Source organism: Burkholderia sp. BCC1644, assembly GCF_902833225.1.
Lineage (GTDB): Bacteria > Pseudomonadota > Gammaproteobacteria > Burkholderiales > Burkholderiaceae > Burkholderia.
Genome location: NZ_CADFEI010000035.1, coordinates 1 through 24380 on the forward strand (window position 1 = coordinate 1; position 24380 = coordinate 24380).

Here is a 24380-nt window from a genome sequence, read left to right on the forward strand (position 1 = left end):
GGGACTAGATCCCCTTGAAGGGTCGTTCGAGACCAGGACGTTGATAGGTCAGGTGTGTAAGCGCAGTAATGCGTTCAGCTAACTGATACTAATTGCCCGTAAGGCTTGATCCTATAACAAGTCTGTCTCGATAGCCGTTAGCGCTTCAGCGCCTACGGATATCGAGCGTCGAGTGCAAGGCACTCGACGTACGACGGTTGAAGTACCGCGTACGTGTGAGATACAACCTCACAACCCAACCAAATTACTGCTTCTTCCAAGATTGGTTGTGCTGCGAAGCCAGCACAACAACCCTCTTTGCCTGATGACCATAGCGAGTCGGTCCCACCCCTTCCCATCCCGAACAGGACCGTGAAACGACTCTACGCCGATGATAGTGCGGATTCCCGTGTGAAAGTAGGTAATCGTCAGGCTCCCTAAGCCAGAAACCCCCGCCCGAAAGGCGGGGGTTTTTGCATTGGTGCGGCGGAAATGTGCGTCGAATGGCGTGTGACGACGTGGCCAGAGCCAATCCTTCGAAAACACCCCCACTCAGGAAACGACAACCGTAAATTCGACGCCCGATTCGAAGTCCAGCGTGGTGGTCGAAAACCGCGGATCGTCGTAGAGGTAGTGCTTGTACGGTCGAACGGCGTCCTCGGCCGTGTACATGTTGTCGGCAAGTACCACGGATCCCGGCCGCAGCAGGCGCTCGATCTGCTTGAACAGTTTCAGATAGGCGTCGGCCCATACGTCGATAAATACCATGTCGAACGTACCGTCCAGATCGGCAACGGTGTCGAATACGTCGCCCTCCCGAACGTCCACATAGGCGTCCAGGCACGCAGCTCCGACGTGAGCGCGCAGATGTACACACTTGAGCGCATCGCATTCGGTCGCCACGACCACGCCACGGCCCAACGTACGTAGCGCCTCGGCGAAATACAGGGTGGACACGCCGCGGGAACTGCCGAGTTCGAGGATTCTCGCCGGCCGTTGCGAGAGCACCATATTGCTCAAGAATCTGCCTGTTTCCGCCGACACGGCCAACGATAGCGGACTGCCTTCTGAGGTCTCGAAGTCCTCGCTGGACAGCCCGAGGATCTCGAGAAACCGTCCGCGCAGCCGGGGCGCAAGTGCCTCATATTCCTCGTCGAGCGACAGGAACGCTTCGTCCGATCCCTGGAACTGCGCGCGGGCGCGGGCGGTGATTTCGGCCCGGCTCTCCTCGTGCAGCCGTTGCAGAAGAGCGATGGTGGATGAAACCATGTGCGTCCCTTGAAGAGATTGATGAAGCCGACGCGGCATCCAGCGGTCGCTCTCCCCGCCAGGCTTCCCGCGCCGTCGTTCCGTCATCGACGAACCCGGGCGATGCTATGTCCTTCGGGCGAGCGTGATCGCGCGTTCGGGACATGCCGTCACGCAAAGGCCGCATGACTGGCAGGCTTGCGCATTCGGCGTGTAGGCGACTTTCATTCCATGCACACGCTGCTTCAGGCGATGCATCAGACCGAGTTCGAGGTAATCGGCGTTGTCGATGCGTCGGATCTCAAACACGTTCTCGGGGCAAACGGCGACGCAATCTCCCTTGCCCTCGCAACGTTTCAGATCGACGATCGGCGCAATCACACCCGGCTTCTGTTTGCAGTCGCCCGTCGATTTCTCGCGCATGATCACTCTCCCGTGCGCGGGTTGCTGTCCGATCGCCATGCGGCCCGAACACGCTCGCGTTCTTCCGGCGTCATGGATTCCCACTTGCGCCAGTGGCGCCGGCCGTGCCAGCCGCGGTGCCCGCGAAATCCGCCGAACAGAATGCGGCTCAACACGAGCAGGCCCAGTGCACGGGCGAAGTCGATCGTACGGGCGCCGACGAATAGCGCCGGAATCACCCAGTTCCACAGCATCATGACGATCCATCCGAGCACGCCTATGGCGATCACCACGAGCAGCGCCTTGCCGGCACATCTGATTCGAAAATTCATCCGTCGACTCCTCTAGATATCCAGTTCGTCATAAATGGGCTGCAGTCGGGCGCGCAGATGCAAGACCGCATAGCGTTTGCGCGCGAGCAGCGTATTGAGCGCGATACCGCTTTGCGCGGTCATCTCCTTGAAGGACCGCCCTTCCAGTTCATGCGCGATAAAAACCTCGCGCTGATTCGGTGGCAACTCGTCGAGTGCATCCTGCAACGCCTTGAGCACCAGCGTGCGAGCGTAGAGCGCTTCGGGGCCGGCATCGTGTGCCGGGAGCGCGAGGTCCAGGCGATACTCGCTGCTCGCTTCGTCCTCGGCGTCGAGCAGGTCGGTCAGCGGCTGCTCTTTCTTTTTGCGAAAACGATCGATGATGCGGTTGCGTGCAGTACGGAAAAGCCACGCGCTCGCCTGTTCGATGGGCGCAGGCAGCCGATAGGCTTGGACGAATTCGTAAAACACATCCTGCAGGATGTCCTCGGCATCGTCCGGGTCGCGGATCCGACGCCGGATGAAACTGGCTAGCCTCGTTCGTTCGCGCATCACCGTCGCAGTGATGTCGCGGTCTGGGTCGGTCATCATGTGCGAAGTGAGTGGCGATTCCATGCCTGTGAAGACGTTTCAGGCGCCCGAATATTGTGACGCGCGTGAAAATCCGCTGCCGGACTCATCTCCTCCATGCACCACGGGCAGTCGGCACGGAAGTCCGGTCTTGCCGAATCAGTCCCGCCTTCCTCCCGCCGCTCCGCATCCTCGCCGGACCCTTATCCGAACTGGTCAGGCCAGTCAGGCCTTAAGTTCCCGTCGCCGCTGTCGTTAAACAGGACGTTGCCGGCCGTCGGCGACCCCATTCAAATAACGCGGTAACGGAGATCGAAGTCATCATGCTGTCCTCGATTCGTGCTCGGATACTTGCGACTTGCGTCGCCATCGTGGTCACGGCGCTGGCCGTGACGGGGGGGCTGGTCTATTACGTCGTCAAGAACCACAACGACGAGACCATCGACCAGAACCACAAGTCGATCCTCGCCGGTCACGCGCTGGCGATCAACGAATGGGTGGCCAGCAGGGGACGGGAAACCCAGGCACTCGCCGACACGATCGCGATCGGCGACGGCGACCCGCTGCCGGCGTTGAAACTGCTCGGCAAGTCGGGCGGCTTCGAGGTGCTGACGCTTGGCCTGCCGGACAAGACCGCGTTCTCGAACGTCCCGCTCGCGCCCGGCTACGACCCGACCGCACGGCCCTGGTACAAGCAAGCCGTCAGCGCGGGCCAGCTGGTCGTGACGGCACTCTACCGCGATGCGACGACCGGCAAGCCGGCGGTTGCATTCGCGGTGCCCGTGGTGCGCGACGGCACGGTGAAGGGCGTGCTGGCCGCCAGCCTGTTCATGGAGAGCGTGAGCGCGATCGTCACCTCCGTTCACCCGACACCGGCGAGCTTCGCGTTTCTGGTGGACAAGAGCGGGCGCGTGATCGCATCGGCCAAGACCGACCTGATCATGAAGCCTGCGACCGGTCTGTCGCCGGTGCTCGATTCCGATCACCTCGGCGCGCTGCAGACGGCGTCCGCGCCTGTCGCGGTCGACATCGACGGGGCCACCAAGCTGGTGCGCGCCCAGCCGATCGCCGGCACCGACTGGTCGCTGGTGCTCGCGCTCGACAAGGCCGACGTGACGGCCGGCATGCGCGCGGTCGCGACGACGACGCTCGCTGCCATCCTGATCGTTGCCGTCATCGCGGCGGCGCTCGTCGGCGCGATGACGAACGCGGCCTTCAAACGCATCCTGCTGGTTCGCGATGCGCTCACGGACGTCTCGAGCGGCAGCGGCGACCTGACGAAACGCCTGCCTGCCGACGGCGAGGACGAAGCCGCGCAGATTGCGCATGCGTTCAACCTGTTCGCCGAAAAGATCAGCACGATCCTGCTGCAGATTCGCGAATTCAGCGAATCCGTCAACCTGGCGAGCGCCGAGATCGCACAGGGCAACCAGGATCTGTCGAGCCGGACCGAACATGCGGCATCGAGCTTGCAGGAAACGGCCGCCGCGCTCGAGGAAATTGCCGGCACGGCCCGCAATTCGGCCGATGCGGCAAGCCAGGTGAGCCGTCTGGCCGAATCCGCGTCGAATGTCGCGCTGCGCGGCGGTTCGGTCGTGAGCGAGGTCGTGTCGACGATGAACGACATCACGCAAGCGTCCGGCGAGATTGCCAACATCGTCGGCGTGATCGACGGCATCGCGTTCCAGACCAACATTCTCGCGTTGAACGCTGCCGTCGAGGCCGCACGCGCGAACGAGCACGGCCGCGGTTTTGCGGTCGTTGCCGGCGAGGTGCGTGCACTCGCGCAGCGCAGCGCGCAGGCCGCCAAGGAGATCAAGCAGCTGATTCACTCGTCGGTCGAGAAGATCGAAGGCGGCTCCGGACTCGTCCAGACGGCCGGTGCGACGATGGACGAAATCGTCGAGGGCGTGCGCAGCATCACGGGCGTGATTGCCGAGATTACCGTCGCGGCGAAGGAGCAGAGCACGGGGCTCGAGCAGGTGAATCAGGCCGTGTCGCATCTCGACAATGCGACACAGCAGAATGCGGCGCTCGTCGAGCAGTCGGCGGCCGCGGCGGCGTTGTTGCGCGAGCAGGCCGCCAAGCTTGCGCAGACGGTCGGCGAGTTCAAACTCGAGGACAGCCGTGCATCGACGTTGCAGCCTGCTTGACGAGGTGCGATACCGGCTACGTCCATCGGTGGCACGGGCGGGCGTAGCATCCTTCACGCGTGCGCGAATGCCCGGACAGCCGGAATCGGGCGTAGCTTACGTGGCCTGCGAGGCATGCCCGGCGACGATGCGCCAGCCAGTGCCCGAGCGGCGCCACAGGCGCGTATAGGCAAACGTACCGCCGAACGCCACGCCGTCGAAATGGCCGGAGAGGGTCGCTTTCGTCGTAGTCAGAATCATCTCGTCGATCGCGCATGCGCGCATTTCGTGGACGTCGAGCGTCTCCAGGCGCAGAAGTTTCGCGCGATGCGTGGCCAGATCGTCCTCCTTCGAGATGACCTGGCCGGTCGGGACGGTAAATACCAGCTGGTCGTCCAGCAGCGCATCGAGCGCGTCGACATCGTTGACCAGCATTGCCGCGCGTAACGCAATTTCAAAAGGCTCGATGACGGTATGGATTGCGTCCATGTCGGATCCTCGCTTCATTCCTGAAGGGCTGTGACGGAGCACGCAGCGGCAAAGCCTACCGCACATTCGACAGCGCCTGACGCCGGACCAGCATCACCACGCAGATGCCGATCGACGCGATGACGTTGACGACCGGATAAAACGCGACCGCGACACTCCACGTGCTCAGTGCCAGCAACGCCAGCGCGTACTTGAGCACGCACAGTGCGAAATAGGCGAGGCTCTCGCTCCACGGATCGAGGATCGTCTTGCGCACGGTCGGGCCGAGGCCGGCCAGCTCGATCAGCGTGACCACGCAGATCGAGATCGTCGGGTCGTCGGTCAGCATCCACAGCGGAATGGCCGACAGCGCCGCGCCCAGAAAAGCCCAGTCGAGGCCGGTCCAGCCGCGTTCGCCGCGAAAGATACTTGCCACCAGCGTCAGAAAGCACGTGACGGCAATCGCCGCCGTGCACCACGCGGACGGCCCCGCACCCGCAACGAACTGGCCGGCCGCCGCGATCGCCGTGACGACCGACCAGACGAGCCACGTGAACAGATGCGGGCGCACGGTGCGCCAGTAGATCGCGAGCGCGTACGGAATCGCCGCCAGCAAGGACACGGCCGTGCCGATCACGCCAAAGATCGATGCGGCTCCCTGATCGACACTCACCATCGACGCACCTCGCTCGGACTGGCCGACCAGTATGTGGTCGGACGAATCGCGGCGCAATGTCGTGCCGGCGCTTCTGCCCCGGAACGCCGAAGAAATCGAACCCCAAAACAAACGGCACCGGGATCGGGAAGCGGCAGGAAAACCCACTGTACGACGGTCGAATGAATAGAAATAACCTCTTCAGTGAGAAGAAAAACTGTTCTTTCAAATCTCTTTTTGATGACCGACAGTTTGCCAACCGGACGACTGCCGCGATGCACGGCGGTCATGGGCCAAGGTCGTGGCTGCCAACGTCGGTCGTCGGGTCGAATCCAGGCGGAGCGCAACACACAAGCGCCGGGTCGTCACAACGGAGTCTTGAATGAACCCAACTTCAGCAGAAAACCATCGGCACGCGGACTGGAGACGTCTCGCGGCGCAGGTCATCCCGAGAACGCTGGCGCATATCGACGGCCGCAGCGTGCCGGCGCGCAGCGGCCGGACGTTCGCCGCGATGAATCCGGCGACCGAGGCCGTCATCGCGGAGGTCGCGTCGTGTGACGCACCGGATGTCGACGATGCCGCGCGCGCCGCGCGCCACGCGTTCGAATCCGGCGTCTGGTCGCGCTGCGCACCGGCCGAGCGCAAGCGCGTGCTGTGCCGGCTCGGCGAACTCATCGCGGCGCATGGCGAAGAACTCGCGCTGCTCGACTCGCTCAACATGGGCAAGCGCGTCGCGGATGCGTTCAGCATCGACGTGCCGGCCGCCGGCGGCCTGTTCAGCTGGTACGGCGAAGCCGTCGACAAGCTGCATGGCGAAGTCGCGTCGACCGACCCCGGCAACCTCGCGGTCGTCACGCGTGAACCGCTCGGTGTGGTCGGCGCGGTCGTGCCGTGGAATTTTCCGCTCGACATGGTCGCGTGGAAGGTGGCGCCGGCACTCGCGGCGGGCAACAGCGTGGTGCTGAAGCCGGCGGAACAGTCGCCGCTGTCCGCGCTGCGTCTCGCGGAGCTGGCGCTCGAGGCCGGCCTGCCGCCCGGCGTGCTGAACGTCGTGCCCGGTTACGGCGAGACCGCGGGGCGCGCGCTCGGGCTGCATCCCGATGTCGACGTACTCGCGTTCACGGGATCGACGGCCGTCGGCAAGAAATTCCTCGAATATGCCGCGCAGTCGAACATGAAGCAGGTATGGCTCGAATGCGGCGGCAAGAGCCCGAACCTCGTGTTCGACGATACGGACGATCTCGACCTCGCCGCTCGCAAGGCGTGCTTCGGCATCTTCTTCAACCAGGGCGAAGTGTGTTCCGCGAACTCGCGGCTGCTGGTCCAGCGCTCGATCCACGATGCGTTCGTCGACCGGCTGATCTCGCATACGGCCGCGTTCATGCCGGGCGATCCGCTCGATCCGTCGAGCGGGATGGGTGCGATCGTCGACGAGCAGCAGCATCGGCGCGTGCGCGAGTGGATCGCGCGCGGCCGCGACAGCGCAACGCTCGCGATCGGCGGCGGTGCGCCGCGTGTCGACGGCAAGGGCTACTTCATCGAACCGACGATCTTCATCGACGTGAAGCCGGACGACGCGATCGCGCGCGAGGAGATCTTCGGGCCGGTGCTGTCGGTGATGGCGTTCGACACCGAGGACGAGGCCGTGCGGCTCGCGAACGACTCGATCTACGGCCTTGCCGCGTCGGTGTGGACCGGCAGCCTGTCGCGCGCGCATCGCGTAGCGGGCCGGCTGAAGGCCGGGACGGTGTCCGTCAACACGGTCGATGCGCTGAGTGCGCAGACGCCGTTCGGCGGGTTCCGCCAGTCGGGCTTCGGCCGCGATCTGTCGTTGCACGCGATCGACAAGTACACGGGCCTGAAGACGACCTGGATCAGCTACTGATTCGCCCCGGCGGGCCGCCAGCGGCCGCGCCGGGCAGCACAACCCCGCTTTTATCCATACAACGAACCGGAGACTTGCCCATGAACGCGCCCAACTTTCCGCATCGCACGACGCAGGACTATCAACGCAGCGACGCCGCGCATCACCTGCATGCATTCGTCGACCAGAAGGCGCTGAACGAGGAAGGCGCGCGCGTGATGGTGCGCGGCGAAGGTGTATATCTATGGGATAACGACGGCAACCGCTATCTGGACGGCATGTCCGGGCTGTGGTGCACCAACGTCGGCTACGGCCGGCCGGAACTGGTCGACGCCGCCGCGCGGCAGATGAAGGAACTGTCCTACTACAACATGTTCTTTCACACGACGCACCCGTCGGTGATCGAACTGTCGGAACGGCTGTTCGCGCTGCTCGGCAATCGTTTCAGCCACGTGGTGTATACCAATTCGGGATCCGAATCGAATGAAGTGCTGATCCGCACGGTGCGGCGCTTCTGGGACGTGATGGGCAAGCCGGAGAAGAAGGTGCTGATCGGCCGCGTGAACGGCTATCACGGCTCGACGGTCGGCAGTGCGTCGCTGGGCGGCATGGCGTTCATGCATGAAATGGGCGACCTGCCGATTCCCAACATCACGCACGTCGACGAACCGTACTGGTACGCGAACGGCGGCGACCTGAGCCCCGAGGCGTTCGGCAAGCAGGCGGCGCTGTCGCTCGAGCGCAAGATCCTCGAGATCGGCGCGGACCGCGTCGCCGCGTTCGTCGCGGAGCCGTTCCAGGGCGCGGGCGGGATGATTTTCCCGCCGGACGGCTACTGGCAGGAGATCGAACGCATCTGCCGCCAGTACGACGTGCTGCTTTGCGCGGACGAAGTGATCGGCGGCTTCGGCCGTACCGGCGAGTGGTTCGCGCATCGTCACTTCGGCTTCGAGCCCGACCTGATCTGCATGGCAAAGGGGCTGACTTCGGGCTATGTGCCGATGGGCGGCCTGATCATGAGCCGGCGCGTCGGCGAAGCGCTGGTCGACAAGGGCGGTGTCTATGCGCACGGGCTGACGTATTCGGGGCACCCGGTCGCGGCCGCCGTTGCGCTGGCGAACCTCGACGTGCTCGAGCGCGAAGGCCTCGTCGAGCGGACGAAGACGGATACGGGCCCGTACCTGCAGAAGGCGCTGCGCGATGCGTTCGACGGCCATCCGCTCGTCGGCGAGATCCAGGGCGTGGGCGCGGTCGGCGCGATCCAGTTCGCGAAGAACAAGGCGACGCGCGAGCGCTTCGCGAACGAGGCCGACCTGACCTGGCACAGCCGGACGGTCGGTTTCGAGCTCGGTGCGATCGTGCGTTCGACGAACGGCCGCCTGATCGTGGCGCCGCCGCTGGTGATCGATCATGCGCAAATCGACGAACTGGTCGGCACGATGCGCAGGGCCGTCGATGCGACCGCGCGCGAAGTGCTCGGGATCGACTGCTGACCGGTCAGGCGACGCGCTTTCGTCGGGAGACTGGCGGGCGGGAGCGCGTTTCGCTCCGGAGCGGTTATCCGTGGCGCCGAGGATAGGGCGTCAAAGGTAGCGGGCGATAGGGCGACGTGCTCGTGGTCACGAATTAATGAGGAATGCAAATGACAATTGCATTCTCGATGGCGATCTCACCCTCATCCGGGTCGGGGCGGCCTGACCCGGTTGCCCGCGCACCGACAATCATCACGACATCAACAAGGAGACGAAATGAGTCAGGGCGAGTCCATTGCTCATCTCGAGGAAAGCACCATCCAGCCGATTCCGCTGACCGAGCGGCACGGCAGTGCGAAGGATCTGTTCACGATCTGGTTCGGATCGAACATCATGATGCTGACGATCGTCACGGGCTCGCTCGCGACGACGGTGTTCAGGCAACCGTTCTGGTGGGCCGCGCTCGCCACGCTCACCGGCAGCCTGATCGGCGCGGTCTTCATGGCGCTGCATTCCGCGCAGGGGCCGCAGCTCGGCGTGCCGCAAATGATCCAGACACGCGGGCAGTTCGGGTCGTTCGGCGCGCTGCTCGTGGTCGCGCTGGTCGTCGTGATGTACGTCGGCTTCTTCGCGTCGAACTGCGTGTTCGGCGGGCAGGCGCTGCACAGCCTGAGTGCGGCGATTCCGCTCGATGCCGGCGTCGTCGTGATCGGCCTGATCAGCCTGCTCGGGTCGATCTACGGCTACAAGCTGATCCACGCGTATGCGCGGCTGCTGAGCTGGTGCTCGGGTAGCGTGCTGGTGCTCGCGTTCGTGTGGATCATCTTCGTGCACGGGTTGCCGGGCGATACGTTCTCGAAGCATTCGCTGAACCTGTCCGGTTTCCTCGGTGCGATGTCGGTCGCCGCGCTGTGGCAGATCGCGTACGCTCCGTACGTGTCGGACTATTCGCGCTACCTGCCGCCCGATACGGGGCCGCGCACGGCATTCTGGTCGAGCTACTGGGGCTGCGTGCTCGGCTCGTTCTTCCCGATGCTGCTCGGTTGCCTGGTCGGCCTGGCAACGCCCGACGGCAACGTCGTGAGCGGTCTCACCGGCCTCACGCAGGGGATCAGCGTGCTCGTGATCGTCGTGCTGTCGTTCGGCATCGCGGCGAGCAACGCGATGGAGCTGTATTGCGGCGCGCTGTCGGCCATCACCGTGCTGCAGACGCTCTTTCCGTCGTGGTCAGGCAAGGCGCGCGCGCGGGCGATCACGGCGATCGTCCTGTGCGGCTTCTCGCTCGCGATCGCGCTGTTCGGGCAGGATAATTTCCTCGCCGGCTACACGAACTTCATCCTGCTGCTGCTGTACGTGCTCGTGCCGTGGACCGCGATCAACCTCGTTGACTACTACCTCGTCTGTCACGGCGAGTACGACGTCGCGTCGTTCTTCCGGCAGGACGGCGGCATCTACGGGCGCTTCAACACGATCGCGGTCGGGTCGTACTTCATCGGGATCGCCGCGCAGGCGCCGTTCATGGCGACCGATCTCTATACGGGCGAACTGGCGAGCCGGCTCGGCGGCGCGGACGTGTCGTGGATCGTCGGCCTGTCGCTGACGTCGCTCGTCTACTACGCGGGTTGCAAGCTGTTCTCCCGGCCGCTGCAGGGTGTCGCGGCGAGCGTCGACTGAGCGCGTCGGGGCGTCGGCGCCTGCGCGACGTTACAGCACGAATGTCCGCGGGCGCTCCGCGTGCGCTTCGAGCCCGAAGTGATGGCCGAGCTCGCCGGTGCGAATCTCGCGGATGTTCGCGTCGTATCAGCATCGGGGGACGGGCTCCCCGCGACTCTCGCACGCGTCCCGTGTCATCCGCCCGCGCTTCAAGGCTCCGCCTTCGCCGCATGCACGTCACGCCGGAATGCGCCGGGGCTCGTGCCTGTCCACTTGCGGAACGCACGATGGAACGCGCTCGGTTCGATGAAGCCGAGTTCGGTCGCGATCTCCGCGACGCTGAGCGTGTACCCGCGCAGCAGCGACTGGGCCTGCGCGCCGCGCAGCTCGTCCTTGATCGCCGCGAAGCTTTGTCCTTCGCTGCGCAGACGCCGCCGCAGCGTCGCGGGCGTCGTGCCGAGGCGAACGGCCAGCGCATCGAAGTCGGGCCACTCGGCCGCCGGCAGCGCTTTCAGGTGTGCGCGCGTTTTCGCGACCCAGCCGGTGTCGTGCCGGTAGCGGACCAGCAGGTTGCCGGGTGCGCCGCGCAGGAAGGTTTTCAGCGCCTGCGCCGAGCGGATCGTCGGCAGCGCGAGATACGCGGCGTTGAACGCGAGCCGGCTGTCGGGCCGGTCGAAATGCACGGGTACGCCGAAGAACTGGTGATAGTCGCTGCGCTGGCCGGGGCTCGGGCACGCGAAATCGATGCGCTGCAGCGGAATGCGCCGGCCGATCAGCCAGCACGCGACGCCGAGCAGGATCAGCCAGAACGTCCGGTACGCGAACGCCGGATACGGCGCGCCTGACTGCGTCAGCACGATCTGCGCCTGCCCGTCGGCCACGACGAGTTCGCCGCGCGGCTCGTCGAGCACCACGCGCAGGAACTGCAGCGCACGCCGCAGCGCCTGCTCGAGCGTGCCGGCATGCAGCACCGCGTGGCACAGCAGCGTGAAGCTGCCTTGCCGCATCGGGCGCGCGGCGAGGCCGAAGAATTCGTCGTCGAGCGTGCCGGCGATTGCCAGCCACAGCCGGCCGTACTGTTGCGGCGTGACGGGCTCGCGCACGGCGGCCGGCAGGCCGGCGGCGCGCAGCACGGGTGCCGTCGGCAGGCGTTGCCGGCGCAGGCACGCAAGCGCGTCGTCGACGAAATCCGGCGAAATCATCTGCGGCCCCATTTTTCCGCATCCTCCCGACATGGCAAAAGCGATCACGATTCTAGATTCTGTTTGTCATTGATTGCAATGTGCGGGCTGTCTACTATCGATATATCCTCCGTCGCGCCCCTGGCTCGCCGGTGGCCATAACGCACAGGAGACACGCATGCCTGATGGAGCTACCGCCCGGGCGGTGCCGGCCTACGTCGACGCCGTGGCCCGGTTCAGTATCGAGACCGCTGCCGCGCAGCTGCACGGCGACCTGGAACGCGGCCTGAACGCGTGCGTCGAATGCTGCGACCGGCACGCGACGGCGGACGCGGTCGCACTCGACTGGATCGACCTCGGCGGGCAGCACCACCGCTTCACGTTCGCGCAGATGCAGGCGTTGTCGGCCCGGGTCGCGAACCTGCTCGTCGCGCAGGGCGTGAAGCCGGGCGATGTCGTGGCCGGCCTGCTGCCGCGCACGCCGGAGCTGGTCGCGACGATCCTCGGCACGTGGCGCGCGGGCGCCGTCTATCAGCCGCTGTTCACCGCGTTCGGCCCGAAGGCGATCGAGCACCGGTTGCGCATGAGCGATGCGCGGCTCGTCGTGACCAACGTCGCGAATCGCGCGAAGCTCGACGAGATCGCCGATTGCCCGCCGGTCGCGACGGTGCGCGAACCGGGTGACACGTTGCCCGAACGTGACATCGATTTCCGCGCGGCGCTCGATGCGCAGTCCGATACGTTCGAACCCGTGCTGCGCAAGGGCACGGACCTGTTCATGATGATGTCGACGTCGGGCACGACGGGCTTGCCGAAGGGCGTGCCGGTGCCGCTGTTCGCGCTGCTCGCGTTCGGTGCGTACACGCGCGACGCGGTCGACCTGCGCGCAGGCGACCGGTTCTGGAACATCGCCGATCCGGGCTGGGCGTACGGCCTCTATTACGCGATCACGGGCCCGCTGGTGCTCGGCCATGCGACGACGCTCTACGAAGGCAGCTTCACGGTCGAAAGCACGTACGACGTGATCGAACGGCTCGGCATCACGAGCCTGGCCGGCTCGCCGACCGCGTACCGGATGCTGATGGCGGCCGGACCGGAAGCGGCGGCGCGCGTGAAGGGCAAGCTGCGCGTGGTGAGCAGCGCGGGCGAACCGCTGAATCCGGAAGTCGTGCGCTGGTTCGACGCGGCGCTGGGTGCGCCGATCTACGATCACTACGGCCAGACCGAGCTCGGGATGGTCGTGAACAACCATCACGGTCTCGCACACGTGGTGCATGTCGGTTCTGCCGGCTTCGCGATGCCGGGCTACCGGGTCGCGGTGCTCGACGATGCGGGCCGCGAGCTTGGTCCCGGCCAACCGGGCAACCTCGCGGTCGACATCGCGCGCTCGCCGCTGCTGTGGTTCCGCGGCTACTGGCAGCAGGACACGCCGGCGATCGCGGGCGGCTACTACCGGACCGGCGACAACGTCGAGCTGGAGCCGGACGGCACCGTGAGCTTCATCGGCCGCGCGGACGACGTGATCACGTCGTCCGGCTACCGGATCGGCCCGTTCGACGTGGAAAGCGCGTTGATCGAGCATCCGGCCGTCAGCGAAGCCGCGGTGATCGGCGTGCCCGATCCGGAGCGCACGGAAATCGTGAAGGCGTTCGTCGTGCTGTCGAAGGGCTTCGACGGCACACGGGAACTGGCCGAGGAATTGAGCCTGCATGTGAAGCGGCGGCTGTCCGCTCACGCGTATCCGCGCGCGATCGACTTCGTCGACGCGCTGCCGAAAACCCCGAGCGGCAAGATCCAGCGCTTCGTGCTGCGCAAGATGGAAGCCGAGAAGGCCGCTCAACCCTGAATACGGACTGCGAATGAATATCAAGGATCGCGTTTTTCTGATTACGGGCGCCGGTTCGGGCCTCGGCGCCGCGGTGGCGCGCATGGTGGTCGAGCAGGGCGGCAAGGCCGTGCTGCTGGACGTCAATGACGATGCGGGCACGAGCCTCGCGCACGAACTCGGTGCGGCCGCACGCTTCGTGAAGACCGACGTGACGAGCGAAGCCGATGGGCAGGCGGCTGTCGCCGCCGCGCGCGACGCGTTCGGTCGCATCGACGCGCTGGTCAACTGCGCGGGCGTCGCGCCGGGCGAGAAGGTCGTCGGCCGCGAAGGCCCGCACTCGCTCGAGCGCTTCGCGCGTGCGGTATCGATCAATCTGGTCGGCACATTCAACATGATCCGGCTGGCCGCCGAAGCGATGTCGAAGCAGGACGCCGATGCGGAAGGCGAGCGCGGCGTGATCGTCAACACCGCATCGGTCGCCGCGTTCGACGGGCAGATCGGGCAGGCGGCGTATGCTGCATCGAAAAGCGGCGTGGTGGGCATGACGCTGCCGATCGCGCGCGAACTCGCGCGCTTCGGCATTCGCGTCGTGACGGTCGCGCCGGGCATCTTCGCGACGCCGATGATGTCCGGCATGCCGCAGGACGTGCAGGATGCGCTCGGCAAGAGCGTGCCGTTCCCGCCGCGGCTCGGCCGCCCGGAAGAATTTGCGGCGCTGGTGCGCCACATCGCCGAGAACACGATGTTGAACGGCGAAGTCATCCGTCTCGATGGCGCGTTGCGCATGGCACCGCGCTGACACTGGAGGAAGCGAATCATGACGACTCAGGATCCGATCGTAATCGTTGGCACGGCGCGTACGCCGATGGGTGGTTTTCAGGGCGACCTGGCGGCGGCCAGCGCGAGCGACCTCGGCGCGGTGGCGATTCGCGCGGCGCTCGAGCGCGCGAATGTGCCGGCCGAACGCATCGACGAAATCGTGTTCGGCTGCGTGCTGCCGGCCGGCCAGGGCCAGGCGCCGGCACGACAGGCCGCGCTGAAGGCCGGGCTGCCGCTCGGCGCGGGCGCGACCACGGTCAACAAGATGTGCGGTTCGGGGATGAAGGCCGCGATGTTCGCGCATGACCTGCTGCTCGCCGGTTCGGCGGCGGTGGCCGTCGCGGGTGGCATGGAGAGCATGACGAATGCGCCGTACCTGCTGCCGAAGGCGCGCGCAGGGATGCGCATGGGGCACGGGCAGGTGCTCGACCACATGTTCCTCGACGGGCTCGAAGACGCGTACGAAAAAGGCCGCTTGATGGGCACGTTCGCCGAGGATTGCGCACAGGCGTACCAGTTCACGCGCGAGGCGCAGGATGCGTTCGCGATCGCATCGCTGACGCGTGCGCAGCGCGCGATCGCCGAAGGGCATTTCGTATCGGAGATCGCGCCGGTGACCGTGAAGGCCGGCAAGACCGAAAGCGTCGTGTCGATCGACGAGCAGCCGGGCAACGCGAAGCTCGACAAGATTCCGACGCTGAAGCCGGCGTTTCGCGAAGGTGGCACGGTGACGGCCGCGAACGCGTCGTCGATCTCGGACGGTGCGGCCGCGCTCGTGATGATGCGCCGCTCGGAAGCCGAGCGCCTCGGCCTCACGCCGAAAGCCGTGATCGTCGGGCATTCGACGTTTGCGGACAAGCCCGGCCTGTTCGCGACCGCGCCGATCGGCGCGTTGCGCAAGCTGTCGGAGAAAACCGGCTGGAACCTGCGCGACGTCGACCTGTTCGAGATCAACGAAGCGTTCGCGGTCGTGCCGATGGCCGCGATGCGCGATCTCGACCTGCCGCACGAGAAGGTCAACGTGCATGGCGGCGCGTGCGCGCTCGGGCATCCGATCGGCGCATCGGGTGCGCGCGTAATGGTGACGCTGCTGGCCGCGCTCGAAACGTATGGCCTGAAGCGCGGCGTCGCGTCGCTGTGTATCGGCGGCGGCGAGGCGACGGCGATCGCGATCGAGCGCATCGCGTAACGCGTCGCGGATCGCGATCGCTGCAACGCGGGCGACGGGTATCGCGCAGGGCGGACTTGTGCGCGACCCGTCGCCCGTTTTTTATTCCGGGGATCGCGCGTTCGGCGACACCGCGCCGCATGCGCGAATCACGAGTTGCACGATCTGCTCGGTCTTCTCGTCGAACGCCTTCTTCGTGAAGGTGCGCTTGCCGCTCAGCGCGCGGATCTGCGCATCGAAATCCGCATAGTGCTGCGTGGTCGCCCAGATCAGGTACATCAGCGCATGCGCGTCGATCGGCGCGAGCAGCCCGCGCGCGATCCAGCCGTCGATCACGCTCACGCGCGTATCGAACCACGGCTTCACGCGTTCCGACAGGATGTCCTGCATGTGCTCCGCGCCGTGGATGATCTCGTTGGCCCAGACCTTCGAGCCGAGCGGGCGCCGCTGCGACAACGCCATCTTCGCGCGCACGTAGCCGCCGATCGCCTCCACCGGATCGTCACCGGCCTCGAACGAGCCGGCCGCGCGATGCCAGTCCTCGAACAGGTCGTCGAGCACGCGGCGGTACAGCGCGAGCTTCGTCGGGAAGTAGTAATGCAGGTTCGCTTTCGGCAAACCGGCGCGTTCCGCGATCATCGCGGTGCTCGCGCCGTCGAGCCCGCGTTCGGCGAACACGGCCTCCGCACAGGCGAGCAGATGCGCTTCGTTGGACTCGCGGATGTGTGCCTTGCGTCGCCGCAAAGGGGCGGACGTTTCGTCGCTGTCGGTGGCTTCGGTTGCCGCCTCGTCATGTCTCATCGTTACCCTCGCGCGGCGGGCATGCCGCGTTGGGCTTCATTCTAGCCGCTGATCTACGTCGAGCGCACGCATGGGGATAGCGCGCATCCGCCGCGATGCTGCGCTGCGATGGCACGTTTCTCGCTCTGTAGATTCCGGCAAGAAAGACATTGCTTTGGTCATTTTGATCGTCTAAAACCTGTCCAATCGGACAGGATTCGACGAGCGGCGGAAACCTTTCGACCGGATTCGTCGGACGAACTTCGCGAACGATCGGGGCATGCACCGCGCTTGGGCGGCGTTGCCCCGAAACAGGCATGACACGCACCGGCACAGACCGGCTGACGACATTACCGACCCCACAGGAGCGATACGAATGAATGCGGTATCGGAAACAGTGAAGCGGGCAGCGTTCGACACGTCGATCAAGGTCGACGGGAGGCGGTTGTGGGACAGCCTGATGGAAGTCGCGAAGATCGGCGCAACGCCGAAAGGCGGCGTGTGCCGCCTCGCGCTGACCGATCTCGACAAGGCCGGCCGCGACCTGATCGTCGGCTGGGCGAAGGCCGCCGGCTGCACGGTGACGGTCGATACGATGGGCAACGTGTTCATGCGCCGCGCGGGCCGCGTGGCCGACGCGGCGCCGGTCGTCACGGGCTCGCACGCGGATTCGCAGCCGACCGGCGGCCGCTTCGACGGCATCTACGGCGTGCTTGGCGGCCTCGAGGTGATTCGCAGTCTCAACGATCACGGGATCGAGACCGAGCATCCGGTCGAGGTCGTGATCTGGACCAACGAGGAAGGCTCGCGCTTCGCACCCGCGATGGTCGCGTCCGGCGTGTTCGCCGGCGTGTTCCCGCTCGAATACGGGCTGTCGCGCAAGGACGTGGACGGCAAGACGATCGGCGAGGAACTGGCGCGCATCGGCTATGCGGGCGACGTGCCGTGCGGCGGGCGCAAGCTGCATGCGGCGTTCGAGCTGCATATCGAACAGGGGCCGATTCTCGAAGCGGAATGCAAGACGATCGGTGTCGTCACCGACGCGCAAGGGCAGCGCTGGTACGAGATCACGTTCACCGGCCAGGAAGCGCATGCGGGGCCGACGCCGATGCCGCGTCGCCGCGATGCGCTGCTCGGCGCGGCGCGCGTGGTCGATCTCGTCAACCGGATCGGCCTCGATCATGCACCGTTCGGCTGCGCGACGGTCGGCATGATGCAGGTACACCCGAACTCGCGCAACGTGATTCCGGGCCGCGTGTTCTTCACCGTCGACTTCCGGCATCCGGACGACGCCGTGCTCGCGAAGATGGATGCTGCGCTGCGCGACGGTGTCGCGCGCATCGCGGCCGACATCGGGCTCGAAACGGAACTCGAGCAGATCTTCTATTACAAGCCGGTCGCGTTCGATGCCGCGTGCGTCGAAGCCGTGCGTGGCGCGGCCGATCGCTTCGGCTACTCGCATCGCAACATCGTGTCGGGCGCAGGGCACGACGCATGTTATCTGGCTCAGGTCGCGCCGACATCGATGGTGTTCGTGCCGTGTGTCGACGGCATCAGCCACAACGAGATCGAGGACGCGACGCCCGCATGGATCGAGGCCGGCGCGAACGTGCTGCTGCACGCGATGCTGTCGCGCGCATGCGAGCCGGCTTCATGACGCATCGACCGTAGCAGCCCGGAGGCTGCGTATCGCCTGACTACAGGATTCCTCAGCATGACCGCCCCGACTGTGCATTCGCAGCCGGCGGGGACGGCTTTGTCTCCACTCAGTCGAAGGAACGCGTATGACCACCAAGCCAACCGGCGATATCGCCGCGCATCGCCTGTCGTCCACGCAACTCTCGTGCGAATTCTCCGATATCGCGCCGCTGCTCGATCCGACCGCCGCCGCAGCCGCCGCGAGCCGCTGCCACTACTGCTACGACGCGCCGTGCGTGCAGGCGTGCCCGACGCAGATCGACATCCCGAGCTTCATCCGCAAGATCGGCAACGGTAACCTGAAGGGCGCCGCGACCGACATCCTCTCCGCGAATCCGCTCGGCGGGATGTGCGCACGCGTGTGCCCGACCGAGATCCTGTGCGAAGGCGCGTGCGTGCGGAATCACCAGGATGCGCAGCCCGTCGCGATCGGCGCGCTGCAGCGGCATGCGACCGACTGGGCGATGGAGACCGGCGCGGTGCAGTTCCGGCGCGCGCCCGAGACGGGCCGCCACGTCGCGGTGGTCGGCGCAGGGCCGGCCGGGCTCGCGTGCGCGCACCGGCTCGCGCTGGCCGGGCATCGCGTCACGCTGTTCGATGCGCGCCCGAAGGCCGGCGGCCTCAACGAATACGGGATCGCCGCATACAAGACGGTCGACGATTTCGCGCAGCGCGAAGTCGAGTGGCTGCTGTCGGTGGGCGGCATCACGCTGGAAACGGGCGTCGCGCTCGGACGCGACGTGACGCTCGACGCGCTGCGCGAGCAGCACGACGCGGTGTTCCTCGCGATGGGCCTCGGCGGCGTGCGGGCGCTCGCGATCGACGGCGAGCAACTCGGCGGCGTGATGAACGCGGTCGACTTCATCGAACAGGTGCGGCAGGCCGACGGGCTCGAGAACGTGCCGGTCGGGCGGCGCGTGGTCGTGATCGGCGGCGGCAATACGGCCATCGATGCGTCCGTGCAGAGCCGCAAGCTCGGCGCCGAGCGCGTGACGATGGTGTATCGGCGCGGCGTCGACGCGATGAGCGCGACGTGGGCCGAGCGCGAATTTGCGCAGAAGAGCGGCGTGGCGCTCGTCACGCACGCGAAGCCCGTGCGCATCGCGGGCGCGAACGGGCAGGTGACGGGCGTCGAATTCGAAGCCGCATCGGGCGAGCGCTTCACCGTCGATGCGGACATGGTGCTGAAGGCGATCGGCCAGACGCTGGCGCCTGACGGTGTCGCGGCCGCGTTGCTGACGGCCGACGGCACGCGCATCGCGGTGGAGGCGGACGGGCGCACGGCGCTGCCCGACGTGTGGGCCGGCGGCGATTGCGCGGCGACGGACGGCGTCGACCTCACGGTGCAGGCCGTGCAGGACGGCAAGCGCGCGGCCGCGTCGATCGACGCGGCGCTCGCCGCACGCGACGCGAAGGCGGCCTGAGCGCACGGCGTACCCGAGCACACCGATCACGACCCCATTCTCACGGAGCCGAACATGGCCGACCTTCGCTGCACCATCGCAGGCATTACCTCGCCGAATCCCTTCTGGCTCGCGTCCGCGCCGCCGACCGACAAGGCCTATAACGTCAACCGCGCATTCGAGGCGGGCTGGGGCGGCGTTGTCTGGAAGACGCTCGGGCTCGATCCGCACGTCGTCAACGTCAGTTCGCGCTACGGCGCTGTGCAGTGGAACGGTCAGCGCATGGCGGGGCTGAACAACATCGAGCTGATCACCGACCGTCCGCTCGACGTGAACCTGAGAGAGATCGCGCAGGTGAAGCGCGACTGGCCGGATCGTGCGCTGATCGTATCGCTGATGGTGCCGTGCAACGAACGCGACTGGAAATGGATCCTGCCGCTCGTCGAGGATACGGGGGCCGACGCGGTGGAGCTGAACTTCGGCTGCCCGCACGGGATGAGCGAGCGCGGAATGGGCGCGGCCGTCGGGCAGGTGCCCGAATATGTCGAGATGGTCACGCGCTGGGTGAAGGAGGGCACGAAGCTGCCGTGCCTCGTGAAGCTCACGCCGAACATCAGCGACATCCGGATGGGGTCGCGCGCCGCGTACAAGGGCGGCGCGGACGGCGTGTCGCTGATCAACACGATCAACTCGATCGTCGCGGTCGATCTCGACCACATGGCGCCGATGCCGACCGTCGACGGCAAGGGCACGCATGGCGGTTATTGCGGCCCGGCAGTCAAGCCGATCGCGCTGAACATGGTGGCCGAGATCGCGCGCGATCCGGAAACGCCGGACCTGCCGATCTCGGGCATCGGAGGCATCTCGTCGTGGCGCGACGCGGCCGAGTTCATGGTGCTCGGCGCCGGCAGCGTGCAGGTGTGCACCGCCGCGATGCATTATGGATTCCGGATCGTGTCGGACCTCGCCGACGGGCTGTCGAACTGGATGGACGAGAAGGGCTACGCGACGCTCGACGACATCCGCGGCCGCGCGGTGCCGAACGTCACCGACTGGAAATACCTGAACCTGAAGTACGACATCAAGGCGCGCATCGATCAGGACCGCTGCATTCAGTGCGGACTGTGCCATATCGCGTGCGAGGACACGTCGCACCAGGCGATCACGGCGACGAAGGACGGCGTGCGGCACTTCGAAGTGGTCGATTCGGAATGTGTCGGGTGCAATCTTTGCATGCACGTGTGTCCGGTCGAGCAATGCATCACGATGGAGCGTGTCGATTCGGGCGACTACGCGAACTGGACCACGCATCCGAACAATCCGGCGAGCGCGGATGCGGGTGCAGGTGCGGCGGCGGCACCCGAGAAGCACGCGAAGAAGGCGGCCTGACCGGCGTCCGGCGGCGCGGAATTTTCTGCGCCGCCGTTTTTCGTTACCCCCTGGGCCGGCATCGCACGATGCCGGCGCTGACGTTTTGCGTGGAGTGCGATCGATGAAATCCGCAGCGAATCCCGCCGATCCCGACAGCGCCGCGGCGCACGGCGGCAGCCTGTACAACGACGACCTCGCGCCGACGACGCCGGCGCAGCGCACGTGGAAGTGGTATCACTTCGCGGCGCTGTGGGTCGGGATGGTGATGAACATCGCGTCGTACATGCTCGCGGCCGGGCTGATCCAGGAAGGCATGTCGCCGTGGCAGGCGGTGACGACGGTGCTGCTCGGCAACCTGATCGTGCTCGTGCCGATGCTGCTGATCGGCCATGCGGGCGCGAAGCACGGGATTCCGTACGCGGTGCTCGTGCGCGCGTCGTTCGGCACGCAGGGCGCGAAGCTGCCGGCGCTGTTGCGCGCGATCGTCGCATGCGGCTGGTACGGGATCCAGACCTGGCTCGGCGGCAGCGCGATCTACACGCTGCTGAACATCCTGACCGGCAACGCGCTGCACGGCGCGGCGCTGCCGGTCGTCGGCATCGGATTCGGGCAGCTCGCGTGCTTCCTCGTGTTCTGGGCGCTGCAGATCTACTTCATCTGGCACGGCACCGATTCGATCCGCTGGCTCGAAAGCTGGTCCGCGCCGATCAAGGTCGTGATGTGCGTGGCGCTCGTCTGGTGGGCGACGTCGAAGGCCGGCGGGTTCGGCTCGATGCTGTCGGCGCCGTCGCAGTTCGCGGCCGGCGGCAAGAAGGCCGGGCTGTTCTGGGCGACGTTCTGGCCGGGCCTGACCGCGATGGTCGGCTTCTGGGCGACGCTCGCGCTGAACATTCCCGATTTCACGCGCTTCGCGCATTCGCAGCGCGACCAGATGATCGGGCAGTCGATCGGGCTGCCGCTGCCGATGGCACTGCTGTCGGTGGTATCGGTCGTCGTGACGTCGGCCACCGTCGTGATCTACGGCAACGCGATCTGGGATCCGATCGACCTGACGAGCCGGATGACGGGGATCGGCGTGGGCATCGCGCTCGTGATTCTCACGCTCGACACGATGTGCTGCAACCTCGCCGCGAATCTGGTCGGTCCCGCGTACGACTTCTCGAGCCTGTGGCCGAAAGCCATCTCGTACCGCACCGGCGGGATGATTACCGCGACGATCGCGATCGTGATGATGCCGTGGAAGATCCTCGCGACGACGGACGGCTACATCTTCACCTGGCTCGTCGGTTATTCGGCGCTGCTCGGGCCCGTCGCGGGCATCCTGATGGTCGACTACTTCCTGATTCGCGGCACGCAGCTCGATACGCGCGCGCTGTTCGACGAACGCGGCGGCTTCAGCTACGCGCGCGGCTGGAACCCGGCCGCGCTGGCCGCGCTCGCGGTCGGCGTGCTGCCGAACCTGCCCGGCTTCCTGCACACGGCATTTCCGGCGTCGTTCCCGAACGTGCCGGCCTTCTTCAACACGCTTTATACGTACGCGTGGTTCGTCGGCCTCGTGCTGGCGTCGTGCGTGTACGGCACCTGGATGAAGTGGCGCGCCGGACAGCGCGCGCAGATCGCGAGCGCATGACGCGCGAGAGGCGTGTGGTGCGGCACCCGACAGTCAACGAGGAGGCAACCAAATGGCAATCCTGATTCGCGGCGGCACCGTGGTCGATGCGGACCGCTCCTATCGCGCGGACGTGCTTTGCGCGGACCCGCAGGACGGCGGCACGATCCTGCAGATCGCCGAGCAGATCGACGCGCCCGCCGGCGCAACCGTCGTCGACGCGCACGACCAGTACGTGATGCCGGGCGGCATCGATCCGCATACGCACATGGAACTGCCGTTCATGGGCACGACCGCGAGCGACGATTTCTACTCGGGCACGGCCGCCGGGCTGTCGGGCGGCACGACGAGCATCATCGACTTCGTGATCCCGAGCCCGAAGCAGCCGCTGATGGATGCATTCCGCGAATGGCGCGGCTGGGCCGAGAAGTCGGCGTCCGATTACGGCTTCCACGTGGCCGTGACGTGGTGGGACGAGAGCGTGCACCGCGACATGGGCACGCTCGTGCGCGAGCACGGCGTGTCGAGCTTCAAGCACTTCATGGCGTACAAGAACGCGATCATGGCCGACGACGAGGTGCTCGTGAACAGCTTCACGCGTTCGCTCGAACTCGGCGCGCTGCCGACCGTGCACGCGGAGAACGGCGAGCTGGTGTTCCAGCTGCAAAAGGCGCTGCTCGCGCGCGGGATGACGGGGCCGGAGGCGCATCCGCTGTCGCGACCGCCGGAGGTCGAGGGCGAGGCCGCGAACCGCGCGATCCGCATCGCGCAGGTGCTCGGCGTGCCCGTGTATATCGTGCACGTGTCGGCGAAGGATGCGGTCGACGTGATCACCCGTGCGCGCAGCGAAGGGCTGCGCGTATTCGGCGAGGTGCTGCCGGGCCACCTCGTGATCGACGAGGCGGTCTATCGCGATCCGGACTGGACGCGTGCGGCCGCGCACGTGATGAGCCCGCCGTTCCGCTCGGCCGAGCATCGCGAGGCGCTGTGGCGCGGGCTGCAGTCGGGGCAGTTGCATACGACGGCGACCGACCACTGCGTGTTCTGCGCGTCGCAGAAGGCGATGGGCCGCGACGATTTCACGAAGATCCCGAATGGCTGCGGCGGCGTCGAGGATCGCATGTCGGTGCTGTGGCATCACGGTGTGAATCATGGGCGCATCACGCCGAACGAGTTCGTGCGGATCACGTCGACGAACGCCGCGCAGATCTTCAACCTGTATCCGCGCAAGGGCGCGGTGCAGGTCGGCGCCGATGCCGACCTCGTCGTGTGGGACCCGGCCGCGACGAAGACGATTTCGGTCAAGACCCACCACCAGCAGGTCGACTTCAACGTGTTCGAAGGGATGACGGTGCAGGGCGTGGCGACGCACACGCTCACGCGCGGTGCGCTCGCGTGGGCCGACGGCGAATTGCGCGCGGAGCGCGGCGCGGGCCGCTACCTGAAGCGCCCGCCGGCGGCCGGCTATTACGAAGCCGCGCGGATCGCGAACCGGCTGCGCGAGCCGCATCCGGTCGAACGCGCGGGTTGAACGACGCAGGTCATGCGGGGCGTGTCCGTTCAAGCGGCGAACGGCACGCCCCGGACACGTTTACGCACGGTAGATAGAACAACTGATCAAACAGGCGAAGCGCGAAGGAAGCAACGATCGATCCAATTGAACGCAGCGATTTTGACGTCGTTGCAGGCTTGCGCATCGAGCGAGTAACATCCACCAACCCCATGAAGGGGCCGCGGGCAAGGGCCGCCCGCCGGACAGTTCAAAT

Annotated in this window: 21 protein-coding genes and 2 rRNA genes; 14 read left to right on the plus strand and 9 right to left on the minus strand. The window is 66.2% G+C overall.

The annotated features are described in order from the left end of the window. Both HWX87_RS37035 and rrf read left to right on the plus strand, forming a co-directional pair. Window positions 1-113 (plus strand): 23S ribosomal RNA (locus HWX87_RS37035); the annotation flags it as partial. Between the two features lie 187 nt (window positions 114-300). Further along, a 5S ribosomal RNA gene (gene rrf, locus HWX87_RS37040) occupies window positions 301-413 on the plus strand. Between the two features lie 118 nt (window positions 414-531). On the opposite strand, the gene HWX87_RS37045 is transcribed toward rrf, so the two are convergent. The 4 genes from HWX87_RS37045 to HWX87_RS37060 form a co-directional block, all read right to left on the minus strand. Further along, window positions 532-1248, minus strand: a complete 717-nt coding sequence (locus HWX87_RS37045) for a class I SAM-dependent methyltransferase (protein WP_176051735.1) — start codon at window positions 1246-1248, stop codon at window positions 532-534. 105 nt (window positions 1249-1353) lie between these two features. Continuing rightward, window positions 1354-1650 carry a ferredoxin family protein gene (locus HWX87_RS37050; protein ID WP_176051736.1) on the minus strand — a complete coding sequence of 99 codons (297 nt, stop codon included), beginning with the start codon at window positions 1648-1650 and terminating at the stop codon, window positions 1354-1356. Window positions 1651-1652: 2 nt separating this feature from the next. Beyond that, window positions 1653-1961: a hypothetical protein gene (locus HWX87_RS37055; protein WP_176051737.1), complete on the minus strand. Its 309-nt coding sequence runs from the start codon at window positions 1959-1961 to the stop codon at window positions 1653-1655. A gap of 12 nt (window positions 1962-1973) precedes the next feature. Then, entirely contained in the window at window positions 1974-2555 is a 582-nt protein-coding gene (locus HWX87_RS37060; protein WP_176051738.1) for a sigma-70 family RNA polymerase sigma factor, read from the minus strand. Between the two features lie 278 nt (window positions 2556-2833). Here HWX87_RS37060 and HWX87_RS37065 point away from each other — a divergent pair, with 278 nt between their 5' ends. After that, window positions 2834-4663, plus strand: a complete 1830-nt coding sequence (locus HWX87_RS37065; protein ID WP_176051739.1) for a methyl-accepting chemotaxis protein — start codon at window positions 2834-2836, stop codon at window positions 4661-4663. A 96-nt stretch (window positions 4664-4759) separates the two neighbouring features. Here HWX87_RS37065 and HWX87_RS37070 read toward each other — a convergent pair whose 3' ends face one another. From HWX87_RS37070 to HWX87_RS37080, 3 genes are read right to left on the minus strand one after another with little or no spacing between them, the layout of a single operon-like run. Then, window positions 4760-5131, minus strand: a complete 372-nt coding sequence (locus HWX87_RS37070; RefSeq protein WP_176051740.1) for a nuclear transport factor 2 family protein — start codon at window positions 5129-5131, stop codon at window positions 4760-4762. Between the two features lie 55 nt (window positions 5132-5186). Continuing rightward, window positions 5187-5786 (minus strand): hypothetical protein, encoded by a 600-nt coding sequence (locus HWX87_RS37075; protein ID WP_176051741.1) that lies wholly within the window; start codon window positions 5784-5786, stop codon window positions 5187-5189. Then, complete coding sequence (locus HWX87_RS37080) at window positions 5780-6055, minus strand: hypothetical protein (RefSeq protein WP_176051742.1); 276 nt, start codon at window positions 6053-6055, stop codon at window positions 5780-5782. Before HWX87_RS37080 ends, HWX87_RS37075 begins: the two co-directional genes overlap by 7 nt. A 92-nt stretch (window positions 6056-6147) precedes the next feature. On the opposite strand from HWX87_RS37080, the gene HWX87_RS37085 reads away from it, so the two are divergent. From HWX87_RS37085 to HWX87_RS37095, 3 genes are all read left to right on the plus strand, one after another. Next, entirely contained in the window at window positions 6148-7653 is a 1506-nt protein-coding gene (locus HWX87_RS37085; RefSeq protein ID WP_176051743.1) for an aldehyde dehydrogenase, read from the plus strand. A gap of 80 nt (window positions 7654-7733) precedes the next feature. Further along, window positions 7734-9125, plus strand: a complete 1392-nt coding sequence (locus tag HWX87_RS37090; RefSeq protein ID WP_176051744.1) for an aspartate aminotransferase family protein — start codon at window positions 7734-7736, stop codon at window positions 9123-9125. Between the two features lie 255 nt (window positions 9126-9380). Further along, window positions 9381-10778, plus strand: a complete 1398-nt coding sequence (locus tag HWX87_RS37095; RefSeq protein ID WP_176051745.1) for a cytosine permease — start codon at window positions 9381-9383, stop codon at window positions 10776-10778. Window positions 10779-10966: 188 nt separating this feature from the next. Here HWX87_RS37095 and HWX87_RS37100 read toward each other — a convergent pair whose 3' ends face one another. Further along, window positions 10967-11971, minus strand: coding sequence for an AraC family transcriptional regulator (locus HWX87_RS37100; protein WP_176051746.1), 1005 nt, complete (start codon window positions 11969-11971; stop codon window positions 10967-10969). A 145-nt stretch (window positions 11972-12116) separates the two neighbouring features. Between HWX87_RS37100 and HWX87_RS37105 the strand changes: the two genes are divergently transcribed. Genes HWX87_RS37105 through HWX87_RS37115 form a run of 3 tightly spaced genes read left to right on the plus strand, consistent with a single transcriptional unit; the run spans window position 12117 to window position 15774 of the window. After that, the gene (locus tag HWX87_RS37105; RefSeq protein WP_176051747.1) at window positions 12117-13784 is read left to right on the plus strand and encodes an acyl-CoA synthetase; all 1668 of its coding nucleotides are present in this window, start codon (window positions 12117-12119) and stop codon (window positions 13782-13784) included. A 13-nt stretch (window positions 13785-13797) separates the two neighbouring features. Next, the gene (locus HWX87_RS37110) at window positions 13798-14565 is read left to right on the plus strand and encodes a 3-hydroxyacyl-CoA dehydrogenase (RefSeq protein WP_176051748.1); all 768 of its coding nucleotides are present in this window, start codon (window positions 13798-13800) and stop codon (window positions 14563-14565) included. Window positions 14566-14583: 18 nt separating this feature from the next. After that, window positions 14584-15774: an acetyl-CoA C-acetyltransferase gene (locus HWX87_RS37115; RefSeq protein WP_176051749.1), complete on the plus strand. Its 1191-nt coding sequence runs from the start codon at window positions 14584-14586 to the stop codon at window positions 15772-15774. A gap of 81 nt (window positions 15775-15855) precedes the next feature. On the opposite strand, the gene HWX87_RS37120 is transcribed toward HWX87_RS37115, so the two are convergent. Continuing rightward, complete coding sequence (locus HWX87_RS37120) at window positions 15856-16554, minus strand: TetR/AcrR family transcriptional regulator (RefSeq protein WP_176051750.1); 699 nt, start codon at window positions 16552-16554, stop codon at window positions 15856-15858. A 355-nt stretch (window positions 16555-16909) separates the two neighbouring features. On the opposite strand from HWX87_RS37120, the gene HWX87_RS37125 reads away from it, so the two are divergent. The 5 genes from HWX87_RS37125 (at window position 16910) to hydA (ending at window position 24145) form a co-directional block, all read left to right on the plus strand. Then, window positions 16910-18190 carry a Zn-dependent hydrolase gene (locus tag HWX87_RS37125; protein WP_176051751.1) on the plus strand — a complete coding sequence of 427 codons (1281 nt, stop codon included), beginning with the start codon at window positions 16910-16912 and terminating at the stop codon, window positions 18188-18190. A 127-nt stretch (window positions 18191-18317) separates the two neighbouring features. Next, complete coding sequence (locus tag HWX87_RS37130; protein WP_176051752.1) at window positions 18318-19655, plus strand: NAD(P)-dependent oxidoreductase; 1338 nt, start codon at window positions 18318-18320, stop codon at window positions 19653-19655. A gap of 54 nt (window positions 19656-19709) precedes the next feature. Then, window positions 19710-21023 (plus strand): NAD-dependent dihydropyrimidine dehydrogenase subunit PreA, encoded by a 1314-nt coding sequence (preA, locus tag HWX87_RS37135; protein ID WP_176051753.1) that lies wholly within the window; start codon window positions 19710-19712, stop codon window positions 21021-21023. 103 nt (window positions 21024-21126) lie between these two features. Further along, window positions 21127-22635 carry an NCS1 family nucleobase:cation symporter-1 gene (locus tag HWX87_RS37140; RefSeq protein WP_176051754.1) on the plus strand — a complete coding sequence of 503 codons (1509 nt, stop codon included), beginning with the start codon at window positions 21127-21129 and terminating at the stop codon, window positions 22633-22635. Window positions 22636-22687: 52 nt separating this feature from the next. Next, on the plus strand, window positions 22688-24145 hold the full coding sequence (gene hydA / locus HWX87_RS37145) for a dihydropyrimidinase (RefSeq protein ID WP_176051755.1): 1458 nt from the start codon (window positions 22688-22690) through the stop codon (window positions 24143-24145). The last annotated feature ends 235 nt before the right edge of the window (window positions 24146-24380 follow it).